At 72.0% G+C, this 22,425-nt stretch carries 21 protein-coding genes; 11 read left to right on the top strand and 10 right to left on the bottom strand.

Annotated elements, in window-relative coordinates; all coding sequences use genetic code 11:
* Nucleotides 1–2 precede the first annotated feature (2 nt).
* From GCE65_RS11155 to GCE65_RS11130, 6 genes are all read right to left on the bottom strand, one after another.
* Nucleotides 3–878: an ABC transporter ATP-binding protein gene (locus tag GCE65_RS11155; RefSeq protein WP_228759911.1), complete on the bottom strand. Its 876-nt coding sequence runs from the start codon at nucleotides 876–878 to the stop codon at nucleotides 3–5.
* Nucleotides 879–895: 17 nt separating this feature from the next.
* Nucleotides 896–2,101, bottom strand: coding sequence for an iron ABC transporter permease (locus GCE65_RS11150; protein WP_228759910.1), 1,206 nt, complete (start codon nucleotides 2,099–2,101; stop codon nucleotides 896–898).
* Nucleotides 2,098–3,204 carry an ABC transporter substrate-binding protein gene (locus GCE65_RS11145; protein ID WP_153878443.1) on the bottom strand — a complete coding sequence of 369 codons (1,107 nt, stop codon included), beginning with the start codon at nucleotides 3,202–3,204 and terminating at the stop codon, nucleotides 2,098–2,100. Before GCE65_RS11145 ends, GCE65_RS11150 begins: the two co-directional genes overlap by 4 nt.
* 110 nt (nucleotides 3,205–3,314) lie before the next feature.
* On the bottom strand, nucleotides 3,315–4,505 hold the full coding sequence (locus tag GCE65_RS11140; protein WP_153878442.1) for a peroxidase-related enzyme: 1,191 nt from the start codon (nucleotides 4,503–4,505) through the stop codon (nucleotides 3,315–3,317).
* A gap of 244 nt (nucleotides 4,506–4,749) precedes the next feature.
* Nucleotides 4,750–5,553, bottom strand: a complete 804-nt coding sequence (locus GCE65_RS11135) for an LPXTG cell wall anchor domain-containing protein (protein WP_153878441.1) — start codon at nucleotides 5,551–5,553, stop codon at nucleotides 4,750–4,752.
* Nucleotides 5,511–8,330, bottom strand: coding sequence for a beta-N-acetylglucosaminidase domain-containing protein (locus GCE65_RS11130; RefSeq protein ID WP_194928679.1), 2,820 nt, complete (start codon nucleotides 8,328–8,330; stop codon nucleotides 5,511–5,513). The genes GCE65_RS11135 and GCE65_RS11130 overlap by 43 nt, the downstream gene beginning before the upstream one ends.
* A gap of 115 nt (nucleotides 8,331–8,445) precedes the next feature.
* Between GCE65_RS11130 and GCE65_RS11125 the strand changes: the two genes are divergently transcribed.
* The 4 genes from GCE65_RS11125 (at nucleotide 8,446) to GCE65_RS11110 (ending at nucleotide 11,509) form a co-directional block, all read left to right on the top strand.
* The gene (locus GCE65_RS11125) at nucleotides 8,446–8,652 is read left to right on the top strand and encodes a hypothetical protein (RefSeq protein WP_152910634.1); all 207 of its coding nucleotides are present in this window, start codon (nucleotides 8,446–8,448) and stop codon (nucleotides 8,650–8,652) included.
* A gap of 144 nt (nucleotides 8,653–8,796) precedes the next feature.
* On the top strand, nucleotides 8,797–9,345 hold the full coding sequence (locus GCE65_RS11120; protein WP_153878439.1) for an HdeD family acid-resistance protein: 549 nt from the start codon (nucleotides 8,797–8,799) through the stop codon (nucleotides 9,343–9,345).
* Between the two features lie 134 nt (nucleotides 9,346–9,479).
* A complete protein-coding gene (locus GCE65_RS11115; RefSeq protein ID WP_153878438.1) occupies nucleotides 9,480–10,463 on the top strand; it encodes a zinc-dependent alcohol dehydrogenase family protein in 984 nt (327 codons plus the stop codon).
* A complete protein-coding gene (locus GCE65_RS11110; RefSeq protein ID WP_228759909.1) occupies nucleotides 10,460–11,509 on the top strand; it encodes a zinc-binding dehydrogenase in 1,050 nt (349 codons plus the stop codon). The genes GCE65_RS11115 and GCE65_RS11110 overlap by 4 nt, the downstream gene beginning before the upstream one ends.
* Nucleotides 11,510–11,514: 5 nt before the next feature.
* Here GCE65_RS11110 and GCE65_RS11105 read toward each other — a convergent pair whose 3' ends face one another.
* Both GCE65_RS11105 and GCE65_RS11100 read right to left on the bottom strand, forming a co-directional pair.
* Nucleotides 11,515–12,249, bottom strand: a complete 735-nt coding sequence (locus tag GCE65_RS11105; RefSeq protein ID WP_153878437.1) for an SDR family oxidoreductase — start codon at nucleotides 12,247–12,249, stop codon at nucleotides 11,515–11,517.
* A 24-nt stretch (nucleotides 12,250–12,273) separates the two neighbouring features.
* Nucleotides 12,274–13,035: a DeoR/GlpR family DNA-binding transcription regulator gene (locus GCE65_RS11100; RefSeq protein WP_153878436.1), complete on the bottom strand. Its 762-nt coding sequence runs from the start codon at nucleotides 13,033–13,035 to the stop codon at nucleotides 12,274–12,276.
* A 259-nt stretch (nucleotides 13,036–13,294) separates the two neighbouring features.
* Here GCE65_RS11100 and GCE65_RS11095 point away from each other — a divergent pair, with 259 nt between their 5' ends.
* From GCE65_RS11095 to GCE65_RS11065, 7 genes are all read left to right on the top strand, one after another.
* Nucleotides 13,295–14,671 (top strand): sugar ABC transporter substrate-binding protein, encoded by a 1,377-nt coding sequence (locus GCE65_RS11095; RefSeq protein ID WP_153878435.1) that lies wholly within the window; start codon nucleotides 13,295–13,297, stop codon nucleotides 14,669–14,671.
* Between the two features lie 226 nt (nucleotides 14,672–14,897).
* On the top strand, nucleotides 14,898–15,710 hold the full coding sequence (locus tag GCE65_RS11090) for a carbohydrate ABC transporter permease (RefSeq protein ID WP_228759908.1): 813 nt from the start codon (nucleotides 14,898–14,900) through the stop codon (nucleotides 15,708–15,710).
* Complete coding sequence (locus GCE65_RS11085) at nucleotides 15,710–16,585, top strand: carbohydrate ABC transporter permease (RefSeq protein WP_153878433.1); 876 nt, start codon at nucleotides 15,710–15,712, stop codon at nucleotides 16,583–16,585. Before GCE65_RS11090 ends, GCE65_RS11085 begins: the two co-directional genes overlap by 1 nt.
* An 81-nt stretch (nucleotides 16,586–16,666) precedes the next feature.
* Nucleotides 16,667–18,166, top strand: coding sequence for an FGGY family carbohydrate kinase (locus GCE65_RS11080; protein WP_153878432.1), 1,500 nt, complete (start codon nucleotides 16,667–16,669; stop codon nucleotides 18,164–18,166).
* Nucleotides 18,163–18,957: a DeoR/GlpR family DNA-binding transcription regulator gene (locus tag GCE65_RS11075; protein ID WP_152910500.1), complete on the top strand. Its 795-nt coding sequence runs from the start codon at nucleotides 18,163–18,165 to the stop codon at nucleotides 18,955–18,957. The genes GCE65_RS11080 and GCE65_RS11075 overlap by 4 nt, the downstream gene beginning before the upstream one ends.
* The gene (locus GCE65_RS11070) at nucleotides 18,954–19,958 is read left to right on the top strand and encodes a 1-phosphofructokinase family hexose kinase (RefSeq protein WP_153878431.1); all 1,005 of its coding nucleotides are present in this window, start codon (nucleotides 18,954–18,956) and stop codon (nucleotides 19,956–19,958) included. Before GCE65_RS11075 ends, GCE65_RS11070 begins: the two co-directional genes overlap by 4 nt.
* A gap of 24 nt (nucleotides 19,959–19,982) precedes the next feature.
* Nucleotides 19,983–21,485, top strand: coding sequence for a mannitol dehydrogenase family protein (locus tag GCE65_RS11065; protein WP_153878430.1), 1,503 nt, complete (start codon nucleotides 19,983–19,985; stop codon nucleotides 21,483–21,485).
* A gap of 173 nt (nucleotides 21,486–21,658) precedes the next feature.
* Here GCE65_RS11065 and GCE65_RS11060 read toward each other — a convergent pair whose 3' ends face one another.
* Together GCE65_RS11060 and GCE65_RS11055 are read right to left on the bottom strand one after the other, a co-directional pair.
* Nucleotides 21,659–22,087 (bottom strand): hypothetical protein, encoded by a 429-nt coding sequence (locus GCE65_RS11060; protein ID WP_153878429.1) that lies wholly within the window; start codon nucleotides 22,085–22,087, stop codon nucleotides 21,659–21,661.
* Complete coding sequence (locus GCE65_RS11055) at nucleotides 22,074–22,268, bottom strand: helix-turn-helix transcriptional regulator (protein ID WP_153878428.1); 195 nt, start codon at nucleotides 22,266–22,268, stop codon at nucleotides 22,074–22,076. Before GCE65_RS11055 ends, GCE65_RS11060 begins: the two co-directional genes overlap by 14 nt.
* Between the last annotated feature and the right edge of the window lie 157 nt (nucleotides 22,269–22,425).

Here is a 22,425-nt window from a genome sequence, read left to right as displayed (position 1 = left end):
GCTCACGCGAGCGCCCCCTCGGCGAGCACGGGCCGCACCTGGATCTGGTCGTGATCGCGCACGACGTCCACGGGCAGGCCGTACACCCGGCCGAGGGTGTCCGCGTCGTAGGCGGATTCGGCCGGGCCGTCGGCGACGATCCGCCCGCCCGAGAGCAGCACGACCTGCTGGCAGAACAGGGCGGCGTGGTTGAGATCGTGGATGGCGACGAGCGCGGCCACCCCCTCCTCCCGGGCGACGCGGCGCACGAGCTGAAGGGTCTCGACCTGGTAGCGCAGGTCGAGGGCGGAGGTCGGCTCGTCGAGCAGGAGCACGCGCGGCCGCTGCGCGAGCGCCCGGGCGATGAGCACCCGCTGGGCCTGCCCGCCGGACAGCTCCGAGAGACGGCGCCCGGTCAACTCCCACAGCCCGAGCCGGTCGATCGCGTGGTCGACGGCGTCGTAGTCGGCCGCGGCCGGGCGCATGCCCATGTGCGGGGTTCGCCCGAGCAGCACGGCCTCGCGCACGCTCAGCTCGAACGGCACCTCCGCCGACTGCGGCACGTAGGCGACGATCTTGGCGCGCTCGCGGGGCTTGAGGGCGAGCAGGTCGATCCCGCCCAGGCGGGCCGAGCCGGCCGCGGCCTTGTGCACGCCGGCGAGGATCTTCGTCAGGGTCGATTTGCCGGAGCCGTTCGGGCCGAGGAGCGCGCACAGGTGGCCCGCCGCGACCGTCAGGTCCACGCCGTGGAGAACCCGATGCCTGCCATAGGCGAACGTGATCCCGGCCAACTCGAGGCTCGTGCCGCTCGCGGTGCCCATCGCAGGGCCGGTCGCGGTGCCGGCGGCGGTGCCGACGGCGCTGTCGGCGGCCGTGTCGGGGGTCGGAGATACGGTCACGGAATCGACGGTCGCAGTCATGAGGAGGCCTTCCTGGACATGATGAGATAAATGAATACCGGTGCACCGACCATGGCCACGACGATCCCGACCGGGATCACCGCCGGGGCGATGATCGTGCGGCCGAGGGTGTCGGCCGCGACGAGCAGCACCCCGCCGGTGAGCGCCGACATCGGCAGGAGCACCTGATGGTTCGCCCCGATGAGGAGCCGGGCGATGTGCGGGCCCACGAGGCCCACGAAGCCGATGACCCCGCACAGCGACACGGCGACCGAGGCGAGCGCCACCGAGACGACGATGAGACCCACCCGGACGACGGTGACGTTCACCCCGAGGGACCGGGCGGCGTCGTCCCCGGCGAACGCGATCGCGTTCATGTCGCCGGCGAACCACAGCACCAGGGGCAGCACGATCGCCACGACGATCGCCATGATGCGCACCTGGTCCCAGCCGGCGTCGTTCACGGACCCGAGGGTCCAGCGCACGATCGCCTGCAGGGTGTTCTCGTTCGCCACGAACTGCAGGCCCGCGGTGAGCGCCTCGAACAGTTGGGTCATCGCGATGCCGAGGAGTAGCAGTGTGGCCACGGCCATCTTCCGGGCGGAGGCGAGGCCGAGCACGAGCAGCGTGACGACCCCGGAGGCGATCAGGGCCGAGAACATGACGACCGGGCTCGACCCGCCGAGCGCCCCGCCCGAGAGCAGGATCGCGGCCGAGGCCCCGAACGCCGCCGCGGGGGAGACCCCGAGCGTGAACGGGCTCACGAGCGGGTTGCGCAGCAGGCCCTGCATGACCGCACCCGCCAGCGACAGGCCCGCCCCGGCCGTGAGCGCGAGCAGCGCGCGCGGCAGGCGCAGGTCGGCGATGATTCCGTAGGTCTGGGCGAAGTCCGGCTCGAGCACGCCGCCGGCGATCCGCAGCCAGACCGCGCGGGCCGCGTCGGGCAGGCTCACCCCGGAACTGCCGACCGCAGTCGAGCCGACGACGAGCACGATCGTCAGCACGGCCGCGACCGCGAGGACGGCGCCGCGGGAGCCCACCGCGCGCTCGCCCTGGGTGGGCGGGGCGCCCTGCGTGGGCGGGGCGCCGGGGGAGGCGCCGAAGTCATCGTCGGCGGTGGGGCCGGCGGTGGCGCCGGGGGCCGTGGAACCGGTGGCGCCCGCCGTGCCCGGACCGCTCGCTTTGCGGGCATCGCCCGGGCGCGCGCGGGTGGGTGTACTCACGAGCCGTTCCCCCACACGTAGGCGTCGGCGCCCGCGTAGTCGGCCTCGGAGATGCCCTGGAACTCGACCGCCCAGCGCTCCAGGTAGTCGGCCGGATCGATGCCGGTGAACGCCTCCGGGTGCAGCCACGAGGCGAGGTAGGCCGCGCCGATCGCCTTCGACAGTCCGGAGGTCGCCCAGCCGTTGCTCACGTACACCTGGGAGCCGGTGACGGCGGCGATCCCGGCGAAGCCCGGGCGCTCCGGGATCGACGCGGCGAGGTCGGCGATCTCGCCCGCCGGGTACGGCGCCGCCGACGGCGGCCGCTCGTGCACGATCACGGCCGGACTGCGGGTGACGACGCTCGCGGGATCCACCGTGGTCTCGAACTGGGCGTCGCCGCCGTCGACGTCGCCGAACACGTTCGTTCCGCCGGCGGCGGTGATGATCGCATCGAAGCCCGAACCGGGCAGGGCGGTGACGTACGGCTTGTCGGTCTCCCAGTACACCGGTACCGGGTCGAGGCCGTCGACCCGGTCGGCCACGGTGTCGAAGATCTCGTGGTAGAAGTCCTGCACCTTCGCCGCACCCTCGGGCTCACCGAAGACCTCTCCGAGCAGTTCCACGGTCTCGTCGAACACGTCGAAGTCCCAGGCGCTCACGACGACCACCGGGATCTCGAACTGTTCGAGCTGGTCGGCGGCCTCCTGCCAGGCACCGTTGCGGGGGATGATCGCCACGTCCGGGTCGAGCGCCACGATCGACTCGTAGTTGAGCTCCCCGATCGACTCCCCGACCACCTCGCTCTCGTCGAAGCCGAGGTAGGGATCGCGCTCGAGGGTGCCGCGATCGATCCCCACGACCGTCTCGCCCGCCCCGATCGCCTGGACGAACTCGTTGTTGTAGCTGAGCGTGACCACGGCCCGATCGACGCGGACGGGGATCGTGACCTCGCGGTCGAGGTCGTCGGTCACGGTGATCGTGCCGGCCTCCTCGGCCGCCGTGGAGCTGGCGGCGTCGGTCCCGGGGTCGCCGGTCTGCTCGGCGGCCTGCACCTGCCCGCAGGCCGCGAGCATCCCGGCGGCGGCGAGCAGCGGGAGTACTCGGGTGAGGCGCTTGGTCATGGGATTCTCCTTGATTCGGGACGGCGTCGCTCGCCCGGGTGGGGGCGCGGCGGATCGGGGGTGGGTGGGCGGCCATGGCTCGATCGAGGCGGCCGTGGCGCGATAGCCGCTCAGGCGGCGGGCAGGTACGGCTCGCCGAGGGTGAGCATGAGCCGGTTCGCCCACGAGAAGAACGCGACCGATCCGACGAGGTCGACGAGTTCGACGTCGTTGAGCCCGAGGGCACGCAGCGCGTCGACCTGACCCGCCGTCGCCCGTGACGGGGTGGTCGACAGGGCGGCGGCGAAGTCGACGAGGGCGGCCCAGCGCTCGTCGGAGCCGGCGAACGGTGCGCTCAGCGGCGCGAGATCGACCGGGCGCCACGCCCCCGCGCGAGCGAGCGGCGCGGCGAGAAGCCGGGCGACGTCGTCCACACGCCTGGAGAGCCGGCCGGCCTTGCGGGCGTGCACCGAGGCGCAGTACACGCAGTCGTTCACCCGGCTCGTGACCGCGGCGGCGAGTTCGCGCTCGGCGCGCGGGAGGCCGACCCTCGTGGCGAAGATCGCGTGGTCGATGCGGGTGCGGGCGGCGAGCGCCCCGGTGTGGCGGGCGAGGAGGCGGAAATAGGCACCGTTCGTCTTGCCGCGGAAGGCGTCGGCCTGGACGTCGGTCAGCTCCTCGGCCGGGATCGGGTCGACCCAGGACTCCCAGCCGAGAATCTCGGTGGTGTACTCCCGCGGCGCGGGCCGCCCGTTCGGTGCGGTGCGCGGACGATATTTCGAGCGCTCGCCGATCGAGCCGGACAGGGGAGCGGTGCCGGCCGGGGCGGTGGGCTCGTGGCCGGAGAGGAGCCGCAGGCCCTCGACGAGCCGGGCCTCGTAGCTGGTGAAGGCGACCAGCTGGGCCAGGAGCACGAGGTCGTCGGGGCCGAGGTGCTCGCCGAGGTCGGCGACGTCCGCCGGGGTGACGAGGGCCGGGGCGGCGCTGAGCAGGTCCGCATGGCGGACGATCCGGCCCACGTTCGGGTCGCCGCTCGCGAGGTCGAGGTCGACCTCGGTCCGGCCGGCGTGGTGTGCCGAGAGCACGGCCGAGCCCTGCTGGGCCGCGACCCGGGCCGCGATCGCGTGGCGGAGCTCGCCGGTGAGCGTGCCCGCGCCGTCGAAGATCGCCGCGTGGGCCGCCGCGGTCTCGGAGACGACCGCCGGTTTGGCCCGGCGGGCCGCGGCGACCGCGGGGCCCGGTTCGGCGAGGTCGGCGATCAGGTCGGCGCGCGGGGTGGGCGCGGGGTCGACGGTGGTGGTCGGTTCGACGGCGGTGGACACGGCGGCTGCGCTCCCATGCTGGTGGCCGCTCCGGCCGGTGGGCCGGGTCGCGGTACGGACCGGGGTGGTCCGCTGCCGACGACGGTAGAGCGGCGGCCCCGGCACGCACCCGCCCGATCCGGCAGTGACCACGAACCGGAACGCGTCTCGGTGGGTGAGAAACGACGCCTCGGTCTGGACATGACCGTGGGTGCGGAAGTCCCGATGGGATCGGTGATTCCGCACCCACGGGTGCGCGGGCGGGTCAGACCGTCAGGCGGCGCCGCATCGTCAGGACCAGCGCGCCGGCGGCGATGACGAGCGCGCCGATCCATACGGCTGCGGCCGACGAACCGGTCGAGGGCATCGCGTCCACGTCATCAAGGTCGTCCAGGTCGTCAAGGTCGTCCAAGTCGCCGGTGCTCGCCGGCCCGTCGTCCGTGGAGCCGCCGCCCTGGGAGGATCCGGCGTCGTCACTGCCGGTGCCCGGGGCCTCGGTGCCACCACCCGAGCCGTCGGTCGGCTCGCCGCCGGCCGCGCCCGAGTCGTCGGAGCTGCCCGAGTCACCGGACGCGCCCGAGTCGTCGGAGCTGCCCGAGTCACCGGACGCACCCGAGTCACCGGAGCTACCCGAGTCGGCAGTGTCGCTCGGTTCCTCGGTCGGCGCGTCCGTGGGTTCGTCGGTCGGTTCGTCCGTGGGCTCCGTGGTCGGCTCGGTCGCGTCGAAGGCGTGCGCCCACTCGGTGTCGGCGCCGTCGGCGATGACGTACCCGTCGAGCGCGCGAGCGGTGACCCGAACCTCACCGGAACCCGGGTACGTACCCGGGGCCGCGTCGTCCTCACCCACGAGATACACCACCCCCTCGGACGCCGGGATCGTGTACGTGTCCGCGGCCGTGCCCTCCTCATCGGTGAAGGTCACCTCCGCCGGCGTCACCTCGAGCGGGTCCATCGCGAACAGCGAGAACGTGAAGAGCGAGTAGCCGTACGTGCTCGCCCGCTCCACCCCCTGCATCCGCACGAAGCTCACCGGCCCGGTCTCCGCCAGCGGCACGACGTGGTCGCGCACGTCGAGTCCGCCACGTCGGCCACGTCGGTCCAGGTCTGCCCGTCGGTCGAGGTCTGGATCCTGTACGCCTCGGCGCACGCCCCGTCGACCTCCCAGGCGAGCCGGGCGAGGTCGGCGCGGATCGGCCGGTCGAACTCGAGTTGCATCCACTCCTCGTCGGTGCGCCAGGACGACCAGCAGGTGTACACGTCGCCGTCGATCGCGTACTCGGGCTGGAAGTCGACCCGGTCGTACTTGACCGAGGAGGCCGCGGTCCCGGTCGCCTGCCGGGCGAGATCGTCCACCACCGGCACGCCGATCGGCATGAACTCGAAGATCGAGTAGCCGTATCTGCCCTTGCTCTCCACGCCCTGCATGCGCACGAACAACACCGGGTCATCGCCGTCGACCTCGACCGCCTGCGGTGTGATGCAGGCGTTGGCGTCGTCGACGCCCGAGACCTCGGTCGAGTTCCAGGTCACGCCGTCGAGCGAGGTCTGGATCTGGAACTCGGCGGCGCAGGCGCCCTCCCAGCGGATCTCCACCCGCGGCACGAGGCTCGGCTCGGCCAGCTCCACCTGGAGCCACTCGTCATCGTGGTTCTCCGGGTTCGCCTTGTCATAGACCGAGCCCCAGCGTTCGTCCTTGACGGACTTGGGCACCCACGTGGCATCGATCGCGTTCGCCGGGCGGAACTTGTCCTGCTCGCCGTACCAGCTCGAGGCCGACACGTTCGACCCGGCGGCCAGGTTGCGCGCGGTACCGTCGAACAGGTCCCAGTTGCGCGCGCGCAGCAGGGCGTCGACCACGAACCGGTCGAGCACCTGGTCCGCGAGCTTGAGCAGCCCCTCGTAGCGGAGTTCATCGGTGCCCACCACGACGCTCTGGGCATCGATCATCGCGGACTCCACGGCATCGGCCTGCGCTGCCGCCGCCTCGAGGTCGCCGCCGGCGGCGGTCTCGAGCATCGTGAGCGCCTGGTCGAGCACGGCGCCCCAGTCGGCGGTCGCATCGAGCCACGCCGACGTCTCGGCGAGGAACAGCTCGTCCGCGACCCCGGCGCGGATGATGCCCGGCGCGGCCTGCATCGCGGCGGCCACGGGCCGCAGCCCGGCGATCGCCTCGGCGCGGCGCCCGCCCGCCCAGGCGGCCTCGAACTCGGCGATCTCGTCCGCCAGCTTCGGCGCGGGCGGCAGCCAGCCCGGCCCCTCCGCGTCGGCGCAGCGCGGCGTGCAGCCCGGCCCGAACGAGTTGAGGTCGAAGAACAGCATGAGCGCATCGGCCGTCGCGTCGTCGCCGCCGGCGAGGTACTCGGCCGCCCGGCGCGAGGAGGCCGCGGGGTCGTAGGCGGCGTCGTTCCACGCGAAGTCCGCGATCGTGAACACCGCGACCTTGCTCGCGGCCGGGTAGTTCATCGGGTTCGAGGCGATTCCGCTGAGCACCTCGCTCAGGCCGGCCTCGCGCTCCTGGTAGGGCGCGAGCAGCAGCCGCCCGGCGGCGCGCTTGAAGTCGTTCACCGGGTAGTTGTCCCACAGGAACGCCGGCGTGCCGTACACGTCGAGGAAGTCCTGGGCGTCGTCCACGCCGATGTGGACCGGCACGGTGGCCGTGCCCGTCCACATGACCACGATGTCGGAGTCGAGGCCCTCGCGGTAGGCCTGCTTATACGGCGACTCCGTGACGGTGTTGTACTGGGTCGGCACGGTCTGCAGCGGCAGCACGCCCGAATGGCCGGCGATGAAGTCGGCGTTCAGCTTGTTGAGCAGGTCGACCTGCGCCTGGCCGTGGGTGCCGTTCGAGGGGTCGCCGTAGGCGGCCTGGTCCGCGTCGCAGTGCCAGGAGCTCAGGGTGATGTCGTCCAGCGGCACCGAGAAGGACCGCACGCCCACGTCGTAGGCCTGCTCGAGCTTGGCCACGAGCGCCGCGTAGTCCTCGGGGGAGGTGTAGCAGATCGACTGCCCGGGGGAGAGCGCGAACGTGAACCGCACGTGGTTCGCGTCGGCGGCCGCCACGAGTTCGGCGATCTCGGCGATCTGGTCGGCGGGGTACGGCTCGCGCCACTTCGCCCGGTGATACGGATCGTTCTTCGGCGCGAAGATATAGGTGTTGAGCTTGACGTCGCCGTAGAAGTCGAACTGATCGAGGCGCCCCTCGTGGCTCCACCGGGGACCGTAGAAGCCCTCGACCGTTCCCCGCAGCGCCATCGCCGGGAAGTCGGTGATCGAGGCGCCCGCGAGCACGACGTCGCCCGCGCCCGTCTCGACGAACAGCTGGCGCAGCGTCTGCACCCCGTAGAACTGCCCGGCGCCGTCGCTGCCCGCGATGAGGACCGCGCCCTCCTGCGCGTCGACGCCGAGTGCGTAGGCCTCGCCGCGGTCCGGCACCGCGAGGCCCGCTCCGGCGAGCTCGTCGCTGAGCTCGGCGCCGTCGCCGAGCGTGAGGACGACGTCACCCGCCTCCGCGCGGCCGGGCACCTCGAGGCGGGTCGGCGTGATTCCGTGGCCACGCAGGACCTCGCCGAGGAGGTCGAGGGCCGCCTCGTCGGCTCCCTCGCCGGCGACGACGCTCACCCGCTCGGGCAGCTCCAGTCCGGTGCCGGAGTAGTCGGCCTGCTGCGGGGTGGGCGTGACCTGGGGCTCGGCGACGACCGGTCCGGCCTCGGCGGCGGCCGGTCCGGATGCGGCGGCCGCCGGGGCCGGCGTGAGCGGCGCGAGGGCGCCGGTGGCGGCGACGGCCGCGCACGCTGCGAGCACGAGCGGGCGGCGCCAGGCCGGGCGCATGGGGTGAGAGCGGGGCACTGCATCTCCTTCGATCGGTGACCGCACCGGGCTCGACGGCGAGCACGGCCTGAAATTGGTCTCCGACATCCTAGGGCGAGACGAAAGTCATGTGCAAAATTTCTCGGGTCGATCGGTGCGTGAGCCCCTGGCCGCGCCCGCCCGGCTGCCCTACCGTGAAGCCATGCTCGGATTCCTCGCGTTCCTGCTCATCCTGTGGCTCGTGCTGGCGATCCTCGGGTTCGTGATCAAGGGCCTGCTGTGGCTCGCGTTTATCGGGATCGTGCTTGTCATCGCCACCGCCGCCTACGGCTGGGTCAAGCGGAAGGCGCAGGGCCGATAACTCATCGGCGCTGCGGCCCCAGGGCGGTGGTCGCGGCCAGGCCGCGAGGTGGGTACAAGGGCCCAGCTGGAACTGCTACGGATCGCTATGATCTGCTGAATACCGGTACGTCGCCGGGGATCTGCCTGGAGCGAAGGAGCTCGCATGACCACGTCCACCTCAGCGCCGCCGGCCCAGGGGGCACGCCTGGCCCTCTCCCTCGGCGGCCTCGCGGCCGTCGGATTCGGCATCGCGGTGCTCGTCTGGCCGACGAAGGCCGCGGTGGCGCTCGCCGGTGTCATCGCGGCGTACGCGATCGTCGCCGGCATCGTCTACGCCGCGATCGGGCTCCTGTCGAAGGGCCTGGGGGTGGGTGGGCGCATCGCGCACGTCCTGCTCGGCCTGCTGTACATCGCGGCGGGCGCCTTCGCCTTCGGATCGCTGGGCCGCTCCGCCGCCTTCCTCGCCGTGTTCCTCACCGTCATGGTCGGGGTCATGTGGATCGTCGAGGGCTTCGCCGCGCTCTTCACGCTCGGACGATCGGACTCGAAGGTGCTCGCGATCGTGTTCGCGCTGGCCTCGGTCATCGCGGGCTTCACGCTCCTGAGCAGCCCGCTGTGGGGGGCCGTGTTCCTGTGGTGGTTCCTCGGGATCTCCCTCGTCGTCCTGGGCGGGCTCAACGTCATCCGCGGCGTGGCCGGCAGAAGAGCCTGAGCGCGCCGACCCGGGCGGGGACTGCCGACCCCTGCGCGCGAGGCGGTCGATCCTGCCCACCGGGGCGCGCCCCGCGGGCGGGCCGGACGCTCTAGGGTGAGTCGACGTCGTCCATCATCTCGAGGAGCGAAAGCATGAAGGCGGTTCTCTTCACGGAGCCCGGAACGGTCGAGTACACCACGATCCCCGACCCCACGCCGGGGCCCGGCGACGTCGTGGTCGAGGTCGCGGCGAACGGCATCTGCGGCACCGACCTGCACATCCTCGCCGGCGAGTTCGCCGACACGTTCCCGATCGTGCCCGGGCACGAGTTCGCCGGGGAGGTCGTGGCGACCGGCGCGGAGGTGACGGAGTTCCGGGCCGGCGACCAGGTCGCGATCAACCCCTCCTATATCTGCCACCGCTGCCCGCCGTGCCGGCGCGGCCGCACGAACCTGTGCGAGGTCGCCGGGGGCTACGGCACGTCCTTCAACGGCGGCGCCGCGGAGTTCGCGGTCGTCGGCGCACAGTACTGCCGCGCGCTGCCGGCGGGCATCGACACCCGCGACGCCACGCTGATCGAGCCGCTCTCGTGCGCGATCCGCGGCTACGACGTGCTCGCGAGCCAGCTCGGAAATCACGCGGTCATCTACGGGGCGGGCACGATGGGGCTCATGATGCTCGAGCTCGCGAAGAAGGTCGGGCTCGCCAGCGTCCGGATGGTCGACGTCAACCCCGCCAAGCTCGCGATCGCCGAGCGGCTCGGCTGCGACGGCACGGCCACGAACGCGGACGAGTTCGACCGTGTCTGGGACCTCGTGATCGACGCCTCGGGCAACGAGCGCGCGATCTCCGACGGCCTCGGCCGCCTCGAGCGCGGCGGCACGTTCCTGCAGTTCGGGGTCGCCGACTACGCCGCGCGCGCGAGCATCGACCCCTACTCGATCTTCCGGCACGAGCTGACCATCACCGGGTCGATGGCCACCCTCAACTCCTACGACCGGGCCCTCGACCTCTTCGCCACGGGCGTCATCCCCGCGGACGTCTTCGTCACGGACCGGGTCCCGCTCGCCGAATTCGACCGCGCGCTCGACCTCTTCCGCGCCGGCCACGGACTGAAAGTGCAGGTGATCCCGTGAGCGAGACGATGCGCCGGGTGAGTGTGGTCGCCCCGGGCGAGGTGCGTGTGGACGACGTCCCCCGCCCCTCCCCGCAGGCGGGGGAGGTGCTCGTGCGCACCGCGGTGACGGGCGTGTGCGGGTCGGACACGCACGCGGCGGCCGGGCAGCACCCGTTCGTGCCGCTGCCCTACAACCCGGGGCACGAGGTGGTCGGCGTGATCGCCGGCGTGGGCGAGGGCGTGAGCGGATACGCCGCCGGCGACCGGGTCACGGTCGAGCCGACCCTGCCGTGCTGGTCGTGCAAGATGTGCTCCACCGGCCGCTCGAACCTCTGCGAGAACCTGCGCTTCTTCGGCTGCGGCCACGCCCAGGGCGGCATGGCGGACTACTTCACGATCCCCGCCGGCCGGCTGCATCGGGTGCCCGAGCACTTCACCGACGCCGAGGCCGCGCTCATCGAGCCCCTGGCCACGCCGGTCCACGCGGTTCGGTTGGCCGGCGCCGACCGACCGGCGGGACCCGGGGGGCTGGCGGGCCGGGCGGTGGCGATCATCGGGGCCGGAACCATCGGCCTGCTCGTGCTCAAGGCCGCCCGCCATGCCGGGGCGCGGCGGATCGTCATGACCGACCCGCTCCCGGCCAAGCGCGAGCTGGCGCTGCGGCTCGGGGCCGACGCGGTCGTCGACGCCCGCGGCGCCGACGTGCCCGGCCGGGTGCGCGCGGAGCTGGGCGAGAGCGCCGATGTCGTGTTCGACTGCGTGGCGATCCAGGCGACCGTGGACCAGGCGATCGCGATGGCCCTCAAGGCCGGCACGGTCGTGATCGTCGGAGTGGCACAGGGGCCGGTCACGGTGCCGCTGCCCGAGATCCAGGATCAGCAGGTCCGCATCCAGGGCAGCGCCACCTACCTGCCCGAGGACTACGCCGATTCGATCGAGATCATCGCCTCGGGGGCGGTCCGGGCGGAGGACTTCGTCACGGCCACGTTCCCGATGGAGCGCGCGGCGGAGGCGTTCGCCGCCGCGGTCGACGGCTCCCAGGTCAAGGTGCTCCTCACCGCCTGAGGGTCCTACGGCTGCTCGGCCATCGACCACATGCTCCACAGCGCGGTGCGCAGCCGACGGGGCTGCTCGAGCACGGTGCGCACGGCGAAGGCGATGTCGCTCGGGCGCATGTACGCATCGAGCTCCGGGTCGTCCTCGGTGCGCCCCGTTCCGAACGCGAACCGCGTATGGACGGCGGCCGGTGCGATGACCGAGACGCGCACCCCCCGCGGGGTCACCTCGCGCGCGAGGGTGGCCGCGAATCCGACCTGGGCGTGCTTCGTCGCCGCGTAGACCGCCTCCCAGGAGTTCGCGGCGGCCAGTCCCGCCACGGAGGCGATGAGCACGATGTCCCCGCCGCGGCCCTGCGCGTCGAACTGGCGCACGGCCGCGCGGGTGGCCCACATGGTGCCGGCGACGTTCGTGGCGACCATCGCCTCGATCTGCTCGTCGTCCCAGTCGGTGATGCCGCCGAAGTAGCCCACGCCGGCGTTGATCACGATGCTGTCGAGGTGTCCGAACTCGGCCACGGCCGCGGCCACGAGCCGGTTCGCCCCGTCGGCGGTGCCGGCGTCCATGGCCACCTGCGCCAGGTCGGCCCCGGGGTGCTCCTCGGCGAGGGCCGTGAGCGATTCGGCGCGCAGGTCGCCCAGGGCCAGGCGGGCCCGGGCGTCGATGAGCTCCTCGGCGCTCGCCCGCCCGATGCCCGAGCCGGCGCCCGTGACCGCGATGACCGTGCCGGTCAGGTCGCGTCGTTGCATTCGTGCCTCCAGTGGTCGAAACGGTTAGACCACGACCACCTCGGGTCCGGCGGCCGAGAGCGCCTCCCGGTCGGCGGCCGAGATCCGGTCGTCGGTGATGAGCATGTCCAGGTCCTCGACGCCGGCGAAGCGGCAGAACGAAGTCTGCCCGACCTTCGAGGCGATGGCCGCGCTGATGCGCCGCTTCGCGCACGCGAGCATCGCGCGCTTGACGTCCGCCTCGTCCGGCACGGTGGTCATGAGCCCCCCGGCCACGCTCACGGCGTTGAGTCCCACGATCGCGAGGTCGGCCTGCAGGGTCTCCAGCCGGGCCCGGGTCCATTCGTCCACGGCGCTCTGAGTGATCGGGCGCAGCCGCCCCGGCAGCGCCATGACCGTGAGCTTGGGGCGTTCGAGCAGGATCGGGATGGCCGGGAGGTTGTTCGTGACCACGATGAGGTTGCGGTCCGGGAAGCGCGCCGCGATCGCGAGCGGGGTGTAGCCGGAGTCGAGCAGCACCACCCCCTCGTGCGGGATCTCCTGCAGGGTGCGCTCGACGATGCGCCGCTTCTCGTCGACCTCCTTCGCCTGGCGGTTCGCCAGCGAGAGCTCGAACGGGCTGCGGTGGGTCAGCCTCGCCCCGCCGTGGATCCGGGTGATGAGGCCGCGGCGCTCGAGGACGGCGAGGTCGCGCCTGATCGTCTCGGGTGTCACCGTGAGGTCGTGGCTCAGGTGGGAGACCGAGAGCCGGCCGTCGCCGGCGTGCGCCTGCTCGAGGATGGCCGTCTGGCGTTCAGCGGGATACACGGGGCTCCTTCCTCCACCTGGCGACCCACGGTAGCGCTCGCGGGTGCTCGGAGTGTGATCGTATGCCCGTTTCCAGTCGTGGCCGGCCCAGATCTGCCCGGTCGCGCCGACAACTCTCTCGAAAGCGAGATAATCGAACGTCTGAGAGTCACGAAGTCATCACGAACCCACATCCAGGGCTTGCCAAACGGGCAGAGTCGGTCCATGGTGGGGACAGCGCACCCACCCGGGGCGGTCAATGACGACGAAAGGCAAAGCGATGAAGAATCCTGGCAACCGGAGATGGCTCCCGGTCGTCGCGCTCTCATCGGCGGGACTGCTGTTGGCGGCCTGTTCCGGTGCGGGCGGCGGTCAGGGTGGCGGTGGCGGCGCGGGTGACGAGGGCGGCGGGACCGTCGAGCTCACGCTGGCCACGGTGAACAACCCGCAGATGATCGACATGGAGCAGCTCAAGGGGGAGTTCGAGGCGGACCACCCCGACATCAAGGTCAACTTCATCCAGATGGAGGAGAACGACCTGCGCGATGCCGTGACCAAGGACGTGGCCACCCAGGGCGGGCAGTACGACATCGTCACCGTCGGCAGCTACGAGGTGCCGATGTGGGCCCAGAACGACTGGCTCGTCGACCTGACCGACATGGCCGGCAGCGATGCCGACTACGACGTGGACGACCTGCTCTCGCCCATCCGGACCCTGCTCACGGTGGACGAGAAGCTCTACGCCGTGCCGTTCTACGGCGAGTCGTCCTTCCTCATGTACAACAAGGACATCATCTCCGAGGCGGGGCTCACGGTGCCCGAGAACCCGACCTGGCAGGAGGTCGGCGAGATGGCCCGTCAGGTGGACAATGACGACCACGTCGGGATCTGCCTGCGCGGCAAGCCTGGCTGGGGGGAGATCTTCGCCCCGCTCACCACGGTGGTCCAGACCTTCGGCGGCAACTGGTTCGACGCCGACTGGAACGCGACCGTCAACGCCCCCGAGTTCGTCGAGGCCGTGAAGTTCTGGACCGACCTGACCAAGGACGCCGGCGAGTCCGACCCCGTCTCGACCGGCTTCACCGAGTGCCTCAACCTGTTCACGCAGGGGAAGGCGGCCTTCTGGTACGACGCCACGAGTGCGGCCGGCAGCGTCGAGTCGCCGGACCTGAGCGACGTGGCCGGGAACGTCGGCTACGTGCACGCCCCGGTGGTCGAGACGGACGAGTCCGGATGGCTGTGGTCGTGGAACCTCGCGATCCCCAAGACCTCCCAGAAGCAGGAGGCCGCGTGGGAGTTCGTCAGCTGGGCGACGAGCAAGGAGTACATGAAGACCGTGGGCGAGGAACTCGGCTGGAGCCGCGTGCCGCCGGGCTCGCGCGCCTCGACCTACGAGATCCCCGAGTACCAGGACGCGGCGAGCGCCTTCGCCGACATCACCCTGGACATCATGACCTCGGTCGATCCCGAGCAGCCGGGCGTCGACCCCCAGCCCTGGGTCGGCATCCAGTACGTGACGATCCCGGAGTTCCAGGATCTCGCCAACCAGATCTCCCAGGACATCGCCGACGTCTACGCCGGCCGGGCGACCGTCGAGGACGTGCTCGACGCCGGCCAGGAGCTCGCCCAGAAGGCGGGCGACGCGCAGAAGGGCTGACACCCTCCCGGTGCCCCCGCCACCGCGGGGGCACCGGCCCCTCCCGAGCACCCGCGGCGCCCCGCCGCACCACCGGAATCTCTCAGAGAGAAGACGCACCATGACCACCGCTGTGGCGAACCCGCCTCAGACCTCATCGCCGCGCCGGGTGGGTTCTTCTGCCCGGGCGAGGTCTGGAATCCGTTTGGCTCGGTTGCTTGTGTGGCCGGCTTTGATCACTGCGATCGTGATCACGCAGGTGCCGTTCCTGGTGACGATCTATTATTCGTTCCGGGAGTGGAATCTGCTGCGTCCGGGTGAGCAGCGGTTCGTGGGGTTCGATAATTACGCGAACGTGCTCGGCAGCGGGGTGTTCCTGTCCTCGTTGTGGGCCACGGTGCTCATCGTGGGGGTGAGTGTGGCGGTGGCGGTCGTGTTCGGGATGGCGTTGGCGTTGCTCCTGGATCGCCGGTTCATCGGTCAGGGGTTGGCGCGCACGCTGCTGATCACCCCGTTCCTGATGATGCCGGCGGCCGCGGCGCTCATCTGGAAGTGGGCGCTGCTCGATTCGAATGTCGGGATGGTGAACTGGGCGTTCTCACTGGTGGGGATCTCGCCGGTGGCGTGGAATACCGATCATCCGATCGTGACGATCATGATCGTGCTCATCTGGCAGTACACCCCGTTCATGATGTTGTTGTTGCTCGCGGGCCTGCAGTCCCAGCCCGGTGACGTGCTCGAGGCCGCGGCGGTCGATGGCGCGGGCCCGGTGCGCACGTTCCTGTACATGACGATCCCGCACCTGCGTCAGTACGTGGAGTTGGCGGTCCTGCTCGGGGCGATCCTGCTGCTGCAGGTCTTCGACCCGGTGGCGATCATGACCCGCGGGACCGGGGGCACCAAGACCCTGTCGTACCTGCTCTACGAGCGGGCCTTCGTCGGTCTGGAGATCGGGGAGGCCGCCGCCTACGGGGTGCTCTCGGTCATCGTGACGATCATCGTGGCGATGGTGGCCCTGCGGACCCTGTTCAAGGTGTTCAAGACGGAAGGAACACGCTGATGTCGACCTCGATCTCGCCCACGCGGACAACCCACGAGAACGTCAAGCGGCATAGGCCGCTGGCTCGGCGGGTCGGCTCGTTCGGGTTGTCGCTGCTGACCTGGGCGCTGACGGCCGGGTTCTTCTTCCCGATCGCGTGGATGGTCTTCACCGCGTTCAAGACCGAGCGTGATGCGGCGACCATGCCGCCCACGTTCCTGGCCGATTTCACCCTGGAGAACTTCTCCAAGGTCTTCGACCGGGGCTTCGCGATCTACCTGACGAACTCGGTCTCGGCCTCGGTCGTGTCCACGATCATCGTCATGGTCCTGGCGGTCCCGGCCGCCTACGGGCTCTCGGTGAGGCCGATCAAACGCTCGACCGATGTGTTGTTCTTCTTCATCTCCACGAAGTTCCTGCCGATCGCCGCGGCCGTCATCCCGATCTACATGCTCCTGCAGGCCGCCGGCGCCCTGGACAACATCACCGCCCTGTCGATCCTGTATGTGGGCATGAACCTGCCCCTGGCGGTGTGGATGATGCGGTCCTTCCTCATCGAGGTCCCCACCGAGATCATCGAGGCCGCCCAGGTCGACGGCGCCCGCTTCCGCACCGAGCTCCTACGCATCGTCGTGCCGATCGTGGCCCCCGGGATCGCCGCCGCGGCCCTGATCTGCTTCATCTTCGCCTGGAACGAGTACTTCCTGGCGAACCTGCTCACCTCGACCATCGCCCGCACCACCCCACCCTTCCTCGGCAGCTTCGTCTCCGGCCGCGGCCAATTCCTCGCCGCGCTCTCCGCCGCCGCCACCCTGGCCGTCCTCCCCGTGATCATCGCCGGCTGGGTCGCCCAGAAACGCCTCGTCCGCGGCCTCGCCATGGGCGCCATCAAATAACCCCGCATCACCGGCCACATCCATCGGGTCACAGCGGGCCACAGCGGGTCGGGTCACGCCCACATCAGGAGGGGAGACGGAGTGTCAGGGAGCTACCTGCTCGGGGTCGACGCCGGGCAGACCACGGTCAAGGCGGTCGTGCACGATTCCGCGATGGCGCCGATCGCGTGGGGACGGCGGAGCAGCCCGGTCTCCCGGCCCGCTCCGGGTTTCGCGGAACGCACCCAGGCGCAGCTGTGGTCGGCCGCCGCCGGCGCGATCGCCGAGGCGGTGGGCCGGGCGGGCCGGCTCGGGATCGCGCCCGAGCGGATCCGTGCGGTCGGGGTGAGCGGCCACGGCGACGGGCTGCACCTGGTCGATGCGGCGGGCGCAGCGGTCGGCCCGGCCATCACGGCCATGGACACCCGGGCCCGCGCCGAGGCCGCCGAACTCGCCGGCGACGGCCCCCGGGCCCGCACGATCCTCGACCGCTCCGGCCAGCGCCACCCGGCCGGGGGAGCGGGCCCGCTGCTGCGCTGGCTCACCCGGCACGACCCCGGCCTGCTCGAGCGGGCGGCCACGATGCTGTTCTGCAAGGACGTGATCCGGCTGCGCCTCACCGGGGAGGTCGGCACGGACCTGTCGGACGCGACCGCCACGTTCCTCGACACCCACACCGCCCGGTGGAGCACGCAGGTGCTCGAGGCGTTCGGGCTGGCCGACCTCGAACGGCTCCTGCCCCCGCTCGCGGAGAGCGCCGCTCCCGGCGGGGCCGTCACCGCGGCCGCCGCGGCGGCGACCGGCCTCGCGGAGGGGACCCCCGTCGTCGTCGGACTCCACGACGTGCAGGCCAACTCGATCGGCATGGGCGCCCTCGTGCCGGGCCGGCTCGCGCTCGTGGCCGGGTCCTTCTCCACGAACGGCGTGACGACCACGCAGGTGCACGTCGACCCCCGCTGGCAGTCCCGGGTCTCGATCACCGCGGACCTGCGGATCGCCATGTCCACCTCCGCCACGGCGGCCCCCGCCCTCGACTGGCTGCTCGGGCTGCTCGGGGTCGACGGCGACGCCGAGCGCGACGCCCTGTTCGCGGGTGCCGCCGCGCTCGAGGCGGCCGAGGAGGTCCCGCTGCTGCTGCCCTACCTGGTCGGTGCCCCCTTCGACGGTCCCGGCACCGGCACGATCGCCGGCCTGCGGGGCTCGCACACGCGCGCCCACGTGCTGCGCGGCCTGCTCGAGGGGATCGCGCTCATGCACCGGCTGCACGCGGGCGCCCTGGCCGAGCGGTTCGACTGGGCCGAGCCGGTCCTCCTCGGCGGCGGGCTCTCCCGCTCCCCCCTGTACACCCAGCTCGTGGCGGACGTCATGAACGCGCCCGTGCAGGCGGTGAGCACGGCCGAGGCCGGCGCGTTCGGAGCCGCGGCCCTCGCCGGCGTCGGCGGCGGCCACTTCGACTCGATCGAGGCGGTGCAGGAGCTCGTGCCCGCCGCGGAGCCGGTGCCGCCGCGGGCGGCGCTGCGCGGCTACTGGGAGCATGTGATCGGCAGATTCGACGAGCTGACCCGCGACCTGGAGCCCTGGTGGGAAGGAACCACACGATGACCGACGAGCCGACCCTCGCCCCCGGGCTGAGCATCGCCGACCGGCGCGAGCGGATCCTCGCCCTCATCGGGCGGGACCGCCGCGTCGAGGTGACGGACCTGGCGGCCGGCCTCGCGGTCGCCGAGGAGACCGTGCGCCGCGACCTGCGCACCCTCGAGGCGCAGGGGCACCTGACCCGGGTCCACGGGGGAGCGGTGGCCAAGGCCTCCTATATCGACTCGCTCCCGCACATCTCCGGCGCCGAACCGGACTCCCATCCGCTCACCGCGCTCGCCCTGGAACGCGTGCCCGCGGCCGGGAGCATCTTCCTCGACGCCGGCCGGGCGTGCGAGGCGCTCGCCGCCGCCCTCCCGGACAGCCCCGACCTGCAGGTCGTGACCAACTCCGTGCCGGTCGCCCTCGCCGCCAGCCGGCACGAGCACGTGACCGTGTACAACCTCGGCGGCCGGGTCTCCCGGGACGGGGAGGAGTCCGGGCAGTGGGCGCGCGAGCTCATCGTCGACCTCAGCTTCGACCGGGCGTTCTTCGTGGTGCCGGGCCTCGACGGCTCGGATGCGAGCGCCGCCCGGACCCACAGCTCGCATGCGGCGGCCCTCAAGCGCGCCGCCCTCGCCCGCGCCACCGAATCGGTGCTGCTCGTCGACGGCGGCGAGCCGGCGGGGCTCATCGGATACGCCAGGGCCGCGGACTTCCACGCGATCCTCAGCGTCTGCCCGCTTCCCGACTCGCTCGTGTCGCCCCTGACCCAGGCCGGCGTGACGGTCGCCGTGGCCGAGGGGAGCCACGCATGAGCCCCGCGGAGGTGGCCGGCGGAGTCGTGACCGTCACCCTCGCCGCCGCGCTCGATCTGACCTACCGGCTGCCCGGCGGGCTCCATCCCGGCGAGCTGCATCGCGCCGCCACGGTCACCCGCGAGCTGAGCGGCAAGGGCGTCAACGTGGCCCACGCGCTCGCGGCCGCCGGCCACCCGGTCGCCGGGGTCGCGGCCCTCGGCTCCGAGGCGCTGCCGATGCTCGACGCCGGCCCCCACGCCGAGGTGTTCACGGCCGTGGCCACCGCGGGCCACACCCGCATCAACACGACGATCCTCGACGGGGCCGGCGCCACGACCAAGGTGAACGAGGCCCCCGTGCCGCTCACCCGGGCCGAATGGGACGCCGTGCGCGACCTCGCCCTCGCGGAGGCGCGGCGCATCGGCGCCGAGTGGATCCTGCTCGCCGGCACGGTGCCGCAGCTCGCCGGCGCGGCGCGGCCCGGATCGCTCGTTCCCGTCGGCGAGTTGCTCCGGGCGGCCCGCGGCGCGGGCCTCCGGGTCGGCATGGACTCCTCCGACGCCGCCCTGGCGCACATCCTCGACACGCACCTGGGGGACGTCGCGCTGCTCAAGCCGAATACGCACGAGCTGGCGGGCGCCGTCCGTACGCCGTTACGGACCGTGGGCGAGGTGATCGCGGCCGCGACCACGCTGACCCGCGGCGGCGTGGAGTACGTGTACGTGAGCATGGGCTCCGACGGGGCGCTGCTCGTCACGGGGGCGGACACGTGGCACGCCCACGCCCCCGCGCCGGCGGTGGTCAACAGCACCGGCGCGGGGGACGCCTCGCTCGCCGGCTTCCTCGTGGGACTGGCCGCCGGCGGACCCGAACGGGCGATCGCGACGGCCGCCTCGTGGGGCGCGCACTCGGTGGCCCAGCCGAGGACCCTGCTGCTCGACCCGCACCGGGCCCCACCCGCCCGCGTCACCGCCGATCCCGATCCCGCCACCGCTCTGCGTGAGCCGGGCCTGCCCTAGGAACCGCGAAGAGAGAAGGACATCATGACCGAGCGTTCCACCCTCCGCCTCACCGCCGCCGCGCTCCCGCGGCTCCGGGAACGCGGCGAGGTCGCCGTGCCCGACTACGACCGATCGGCGATCACCGCCGGCATCGCCCACGTCGGCGTGGGCGGATTCCACCGGGCCCACCAGGCGAAGGCGATCGACGACCTGCTGCGCGCCGGCCTGGCCCGGGACTGGGGGATCGTGGGCATCGGCCTCATGCCGGGGGACGCGGCGATGCGCGACGCGCTCGCGGCCCAGGACCACCTGTACACGCTCGTGGAGAAGCGCGGCGAGACCGACCTGCAGGCGCGGGTCATCGGCTCGATCGTCGACTACCTGTTCGCGCCGGAGGATCCCGGCGTCGTGCTCGAGCGGCTGGCCGATCCGGCGATCCGGATCGTCTCGCTCACGGTGACCGAGGGCGGGTACAACATCAACCAGGTCACGGGCGAGTTCATGCTGGACGATCCGCACGTCGCCCACGACCTCGGCTCCGGGCTGCCCGAGACCGTGTTCGGCTACATCACCGCCGCGCTGCGGCTGCGCCGGGAGCGGGGGATCCGGCCGTTCACGGTCATGTCCTGCGACAACCTCCAGGACAACGGGGTGGTGGCGCGGCGGGCGATCCTCACGTTCGCCCGGGCCAAGGACCCGGAGCTGGCGGACTGGATCGGTGCGCACGTGGCGTTCCCGAACTCCATGGTCGACCGGATCACGCCCGTGACCACGGACGCGGACCGGGCGGCGCTCGCGGACGGCTTCGGGGTCGAGGACGCGTGGCCGGTCGTGGCCGAGCCGTTCTTCCAGTGGGTGCTGCAGGACACCTTCACCGACGGGCGCCCGCCGTACGAGGAGGCGGGCGTGCAGGTCGTGACCGACGTGACGCCGTACGAGCTGATGAAGCTGCGCCTGCTCAACTCCTCACACCAGGGGCTGTGCTACTTCGGGGCGCTCATGGGATACCACTACGCCCACGACGCCACGATGAACCCGCTGGTCTCCCGGCTGCTGCTCGAGTACATGGAGCGGGAGGCCGGCCCGACGCTGCGCCCGATTCCCGGCATCGACCTCGAGGTGTACCGGCCGCAGCTCATCGAGCGGTTCTCGAACCCGGCGATCGGCGACACGGTGGCGCGGCTGTGCGCCGAATCCTCCGACCGGATCCCCAAGTGGCTGCTGCCGGTCGTGCGCGAGCAGCTCGAGCACCCGGACCCGCAGGTGGCGCTCTCCGCGGCGATCGTGGCCTCGTGGGCGCGCTACGCCGAGGGGGTCGACGAGCAGGGCCGCCCGATCGACGTGGTGGACCGGCTCAAGGAGCGGGTCATGGCCGCCGCGGCCCGCCAGGGGGAGGATCCGCTCGCGTTCCTCCGCGACGAGGAGCTGTTCGACGACCTCGCGGATCGGCCGGCCTTCACGGGGCCCTACCTGCGGGCGCTCGGGCTGCTCCACGAGGTCGGGGCCGAGAAGACCCTCGAGGCGGTGCTCGCCGACCTCCCCTGACCTTGGGTGGTTGTGGGTGCGCCGCCCTCGGGTGTTCTCGGGTGCGCCGCCCTCGGGTGGGGGCCGACCTGCGCGCAGGAGGTCGATCCGACGCGGCCATGAACCCGAGGCCCGTCCACACGGGCCGACCTGCGCGGGTGCGGGCGATCCTCCCCGCTGCATCCCCCGCGGGGTCAGTTGCGCCGGTTGATCACGGCGAAGGAGATCGCGAGGGTCGCCATGAGGGCGAGGTTGAGCGCGAGCAGGATCGGCAGTTGGTCCACCCCGACGCCGATGAGCAGGGTGGCCGCGACCGTCAGCGGCAGCGAGAGCAGGCCGAGCACGGCCAGAGCGCGGGTGAGCACGAGGTCGTCGCGTTCGTCGCCGCGCTGGGTCCAGCCGCGTTCGAACGTGGTGGCCCGCTCGGGGTGGCGCACCACTCGCAGGCCCGCGACCGCGGCGGCCACGAGGGCCAGGCCCGCCCCGACGAGGAAGCCGGTGCCCATGTTCCCCGGGGCGTACTCGCGCAGGAGCAGGCCGATCGCGGTGAGCAGCACGAGGCCGGCGAACGGGATGAGCACGAGCAGGAACGTCTGGAGCGGGGTGCGGTCAGTCGTCGACATGGAAGATCTCCTCAACGCGGTGGTGGAAGTGGCGGGCGATCGTGATCGCCAGCGGGAGGGAGGGGTCGTAGCGGCCCGTCTCGATCGAATTGATCGTCTGGCGGGAGACGCCGAGTGCGGCGGCGAGCTCGGCCTGCGACATCCCCGTCGAGGTGCGTAGATCGCGCACGCTGTTCCGCATCGCGCCTCCTGGCGTTCGGCCGATCGGATGCCTGATGCGGGCCCGCTGCGGCTCAGTGATGTCAAGTGCCCTTGTCGTGACAAGTCTGCTTGACGCGCGCCTTTGGTGTCAAGCGACCTTGTCTTCGCCCCGTCCCATCTGCTGCCGACCAGGGTGA

Origin of the sequence: Pseudactinotalea sp. HY158 (assembly GCF_009660225.1) — a bacterium.
In the GTDB taxonomy this organism is placed as follows: Bacteria; Actinomycetota; Actinomycetes; order Actinomycetales; family Beutenbergiaceae; genus HY158.
The sequence above is the reverse complement of the archived record's forward strand: the minus strand, read 5'-3'. Positions and strand labels throughout refer to the sequence as shown.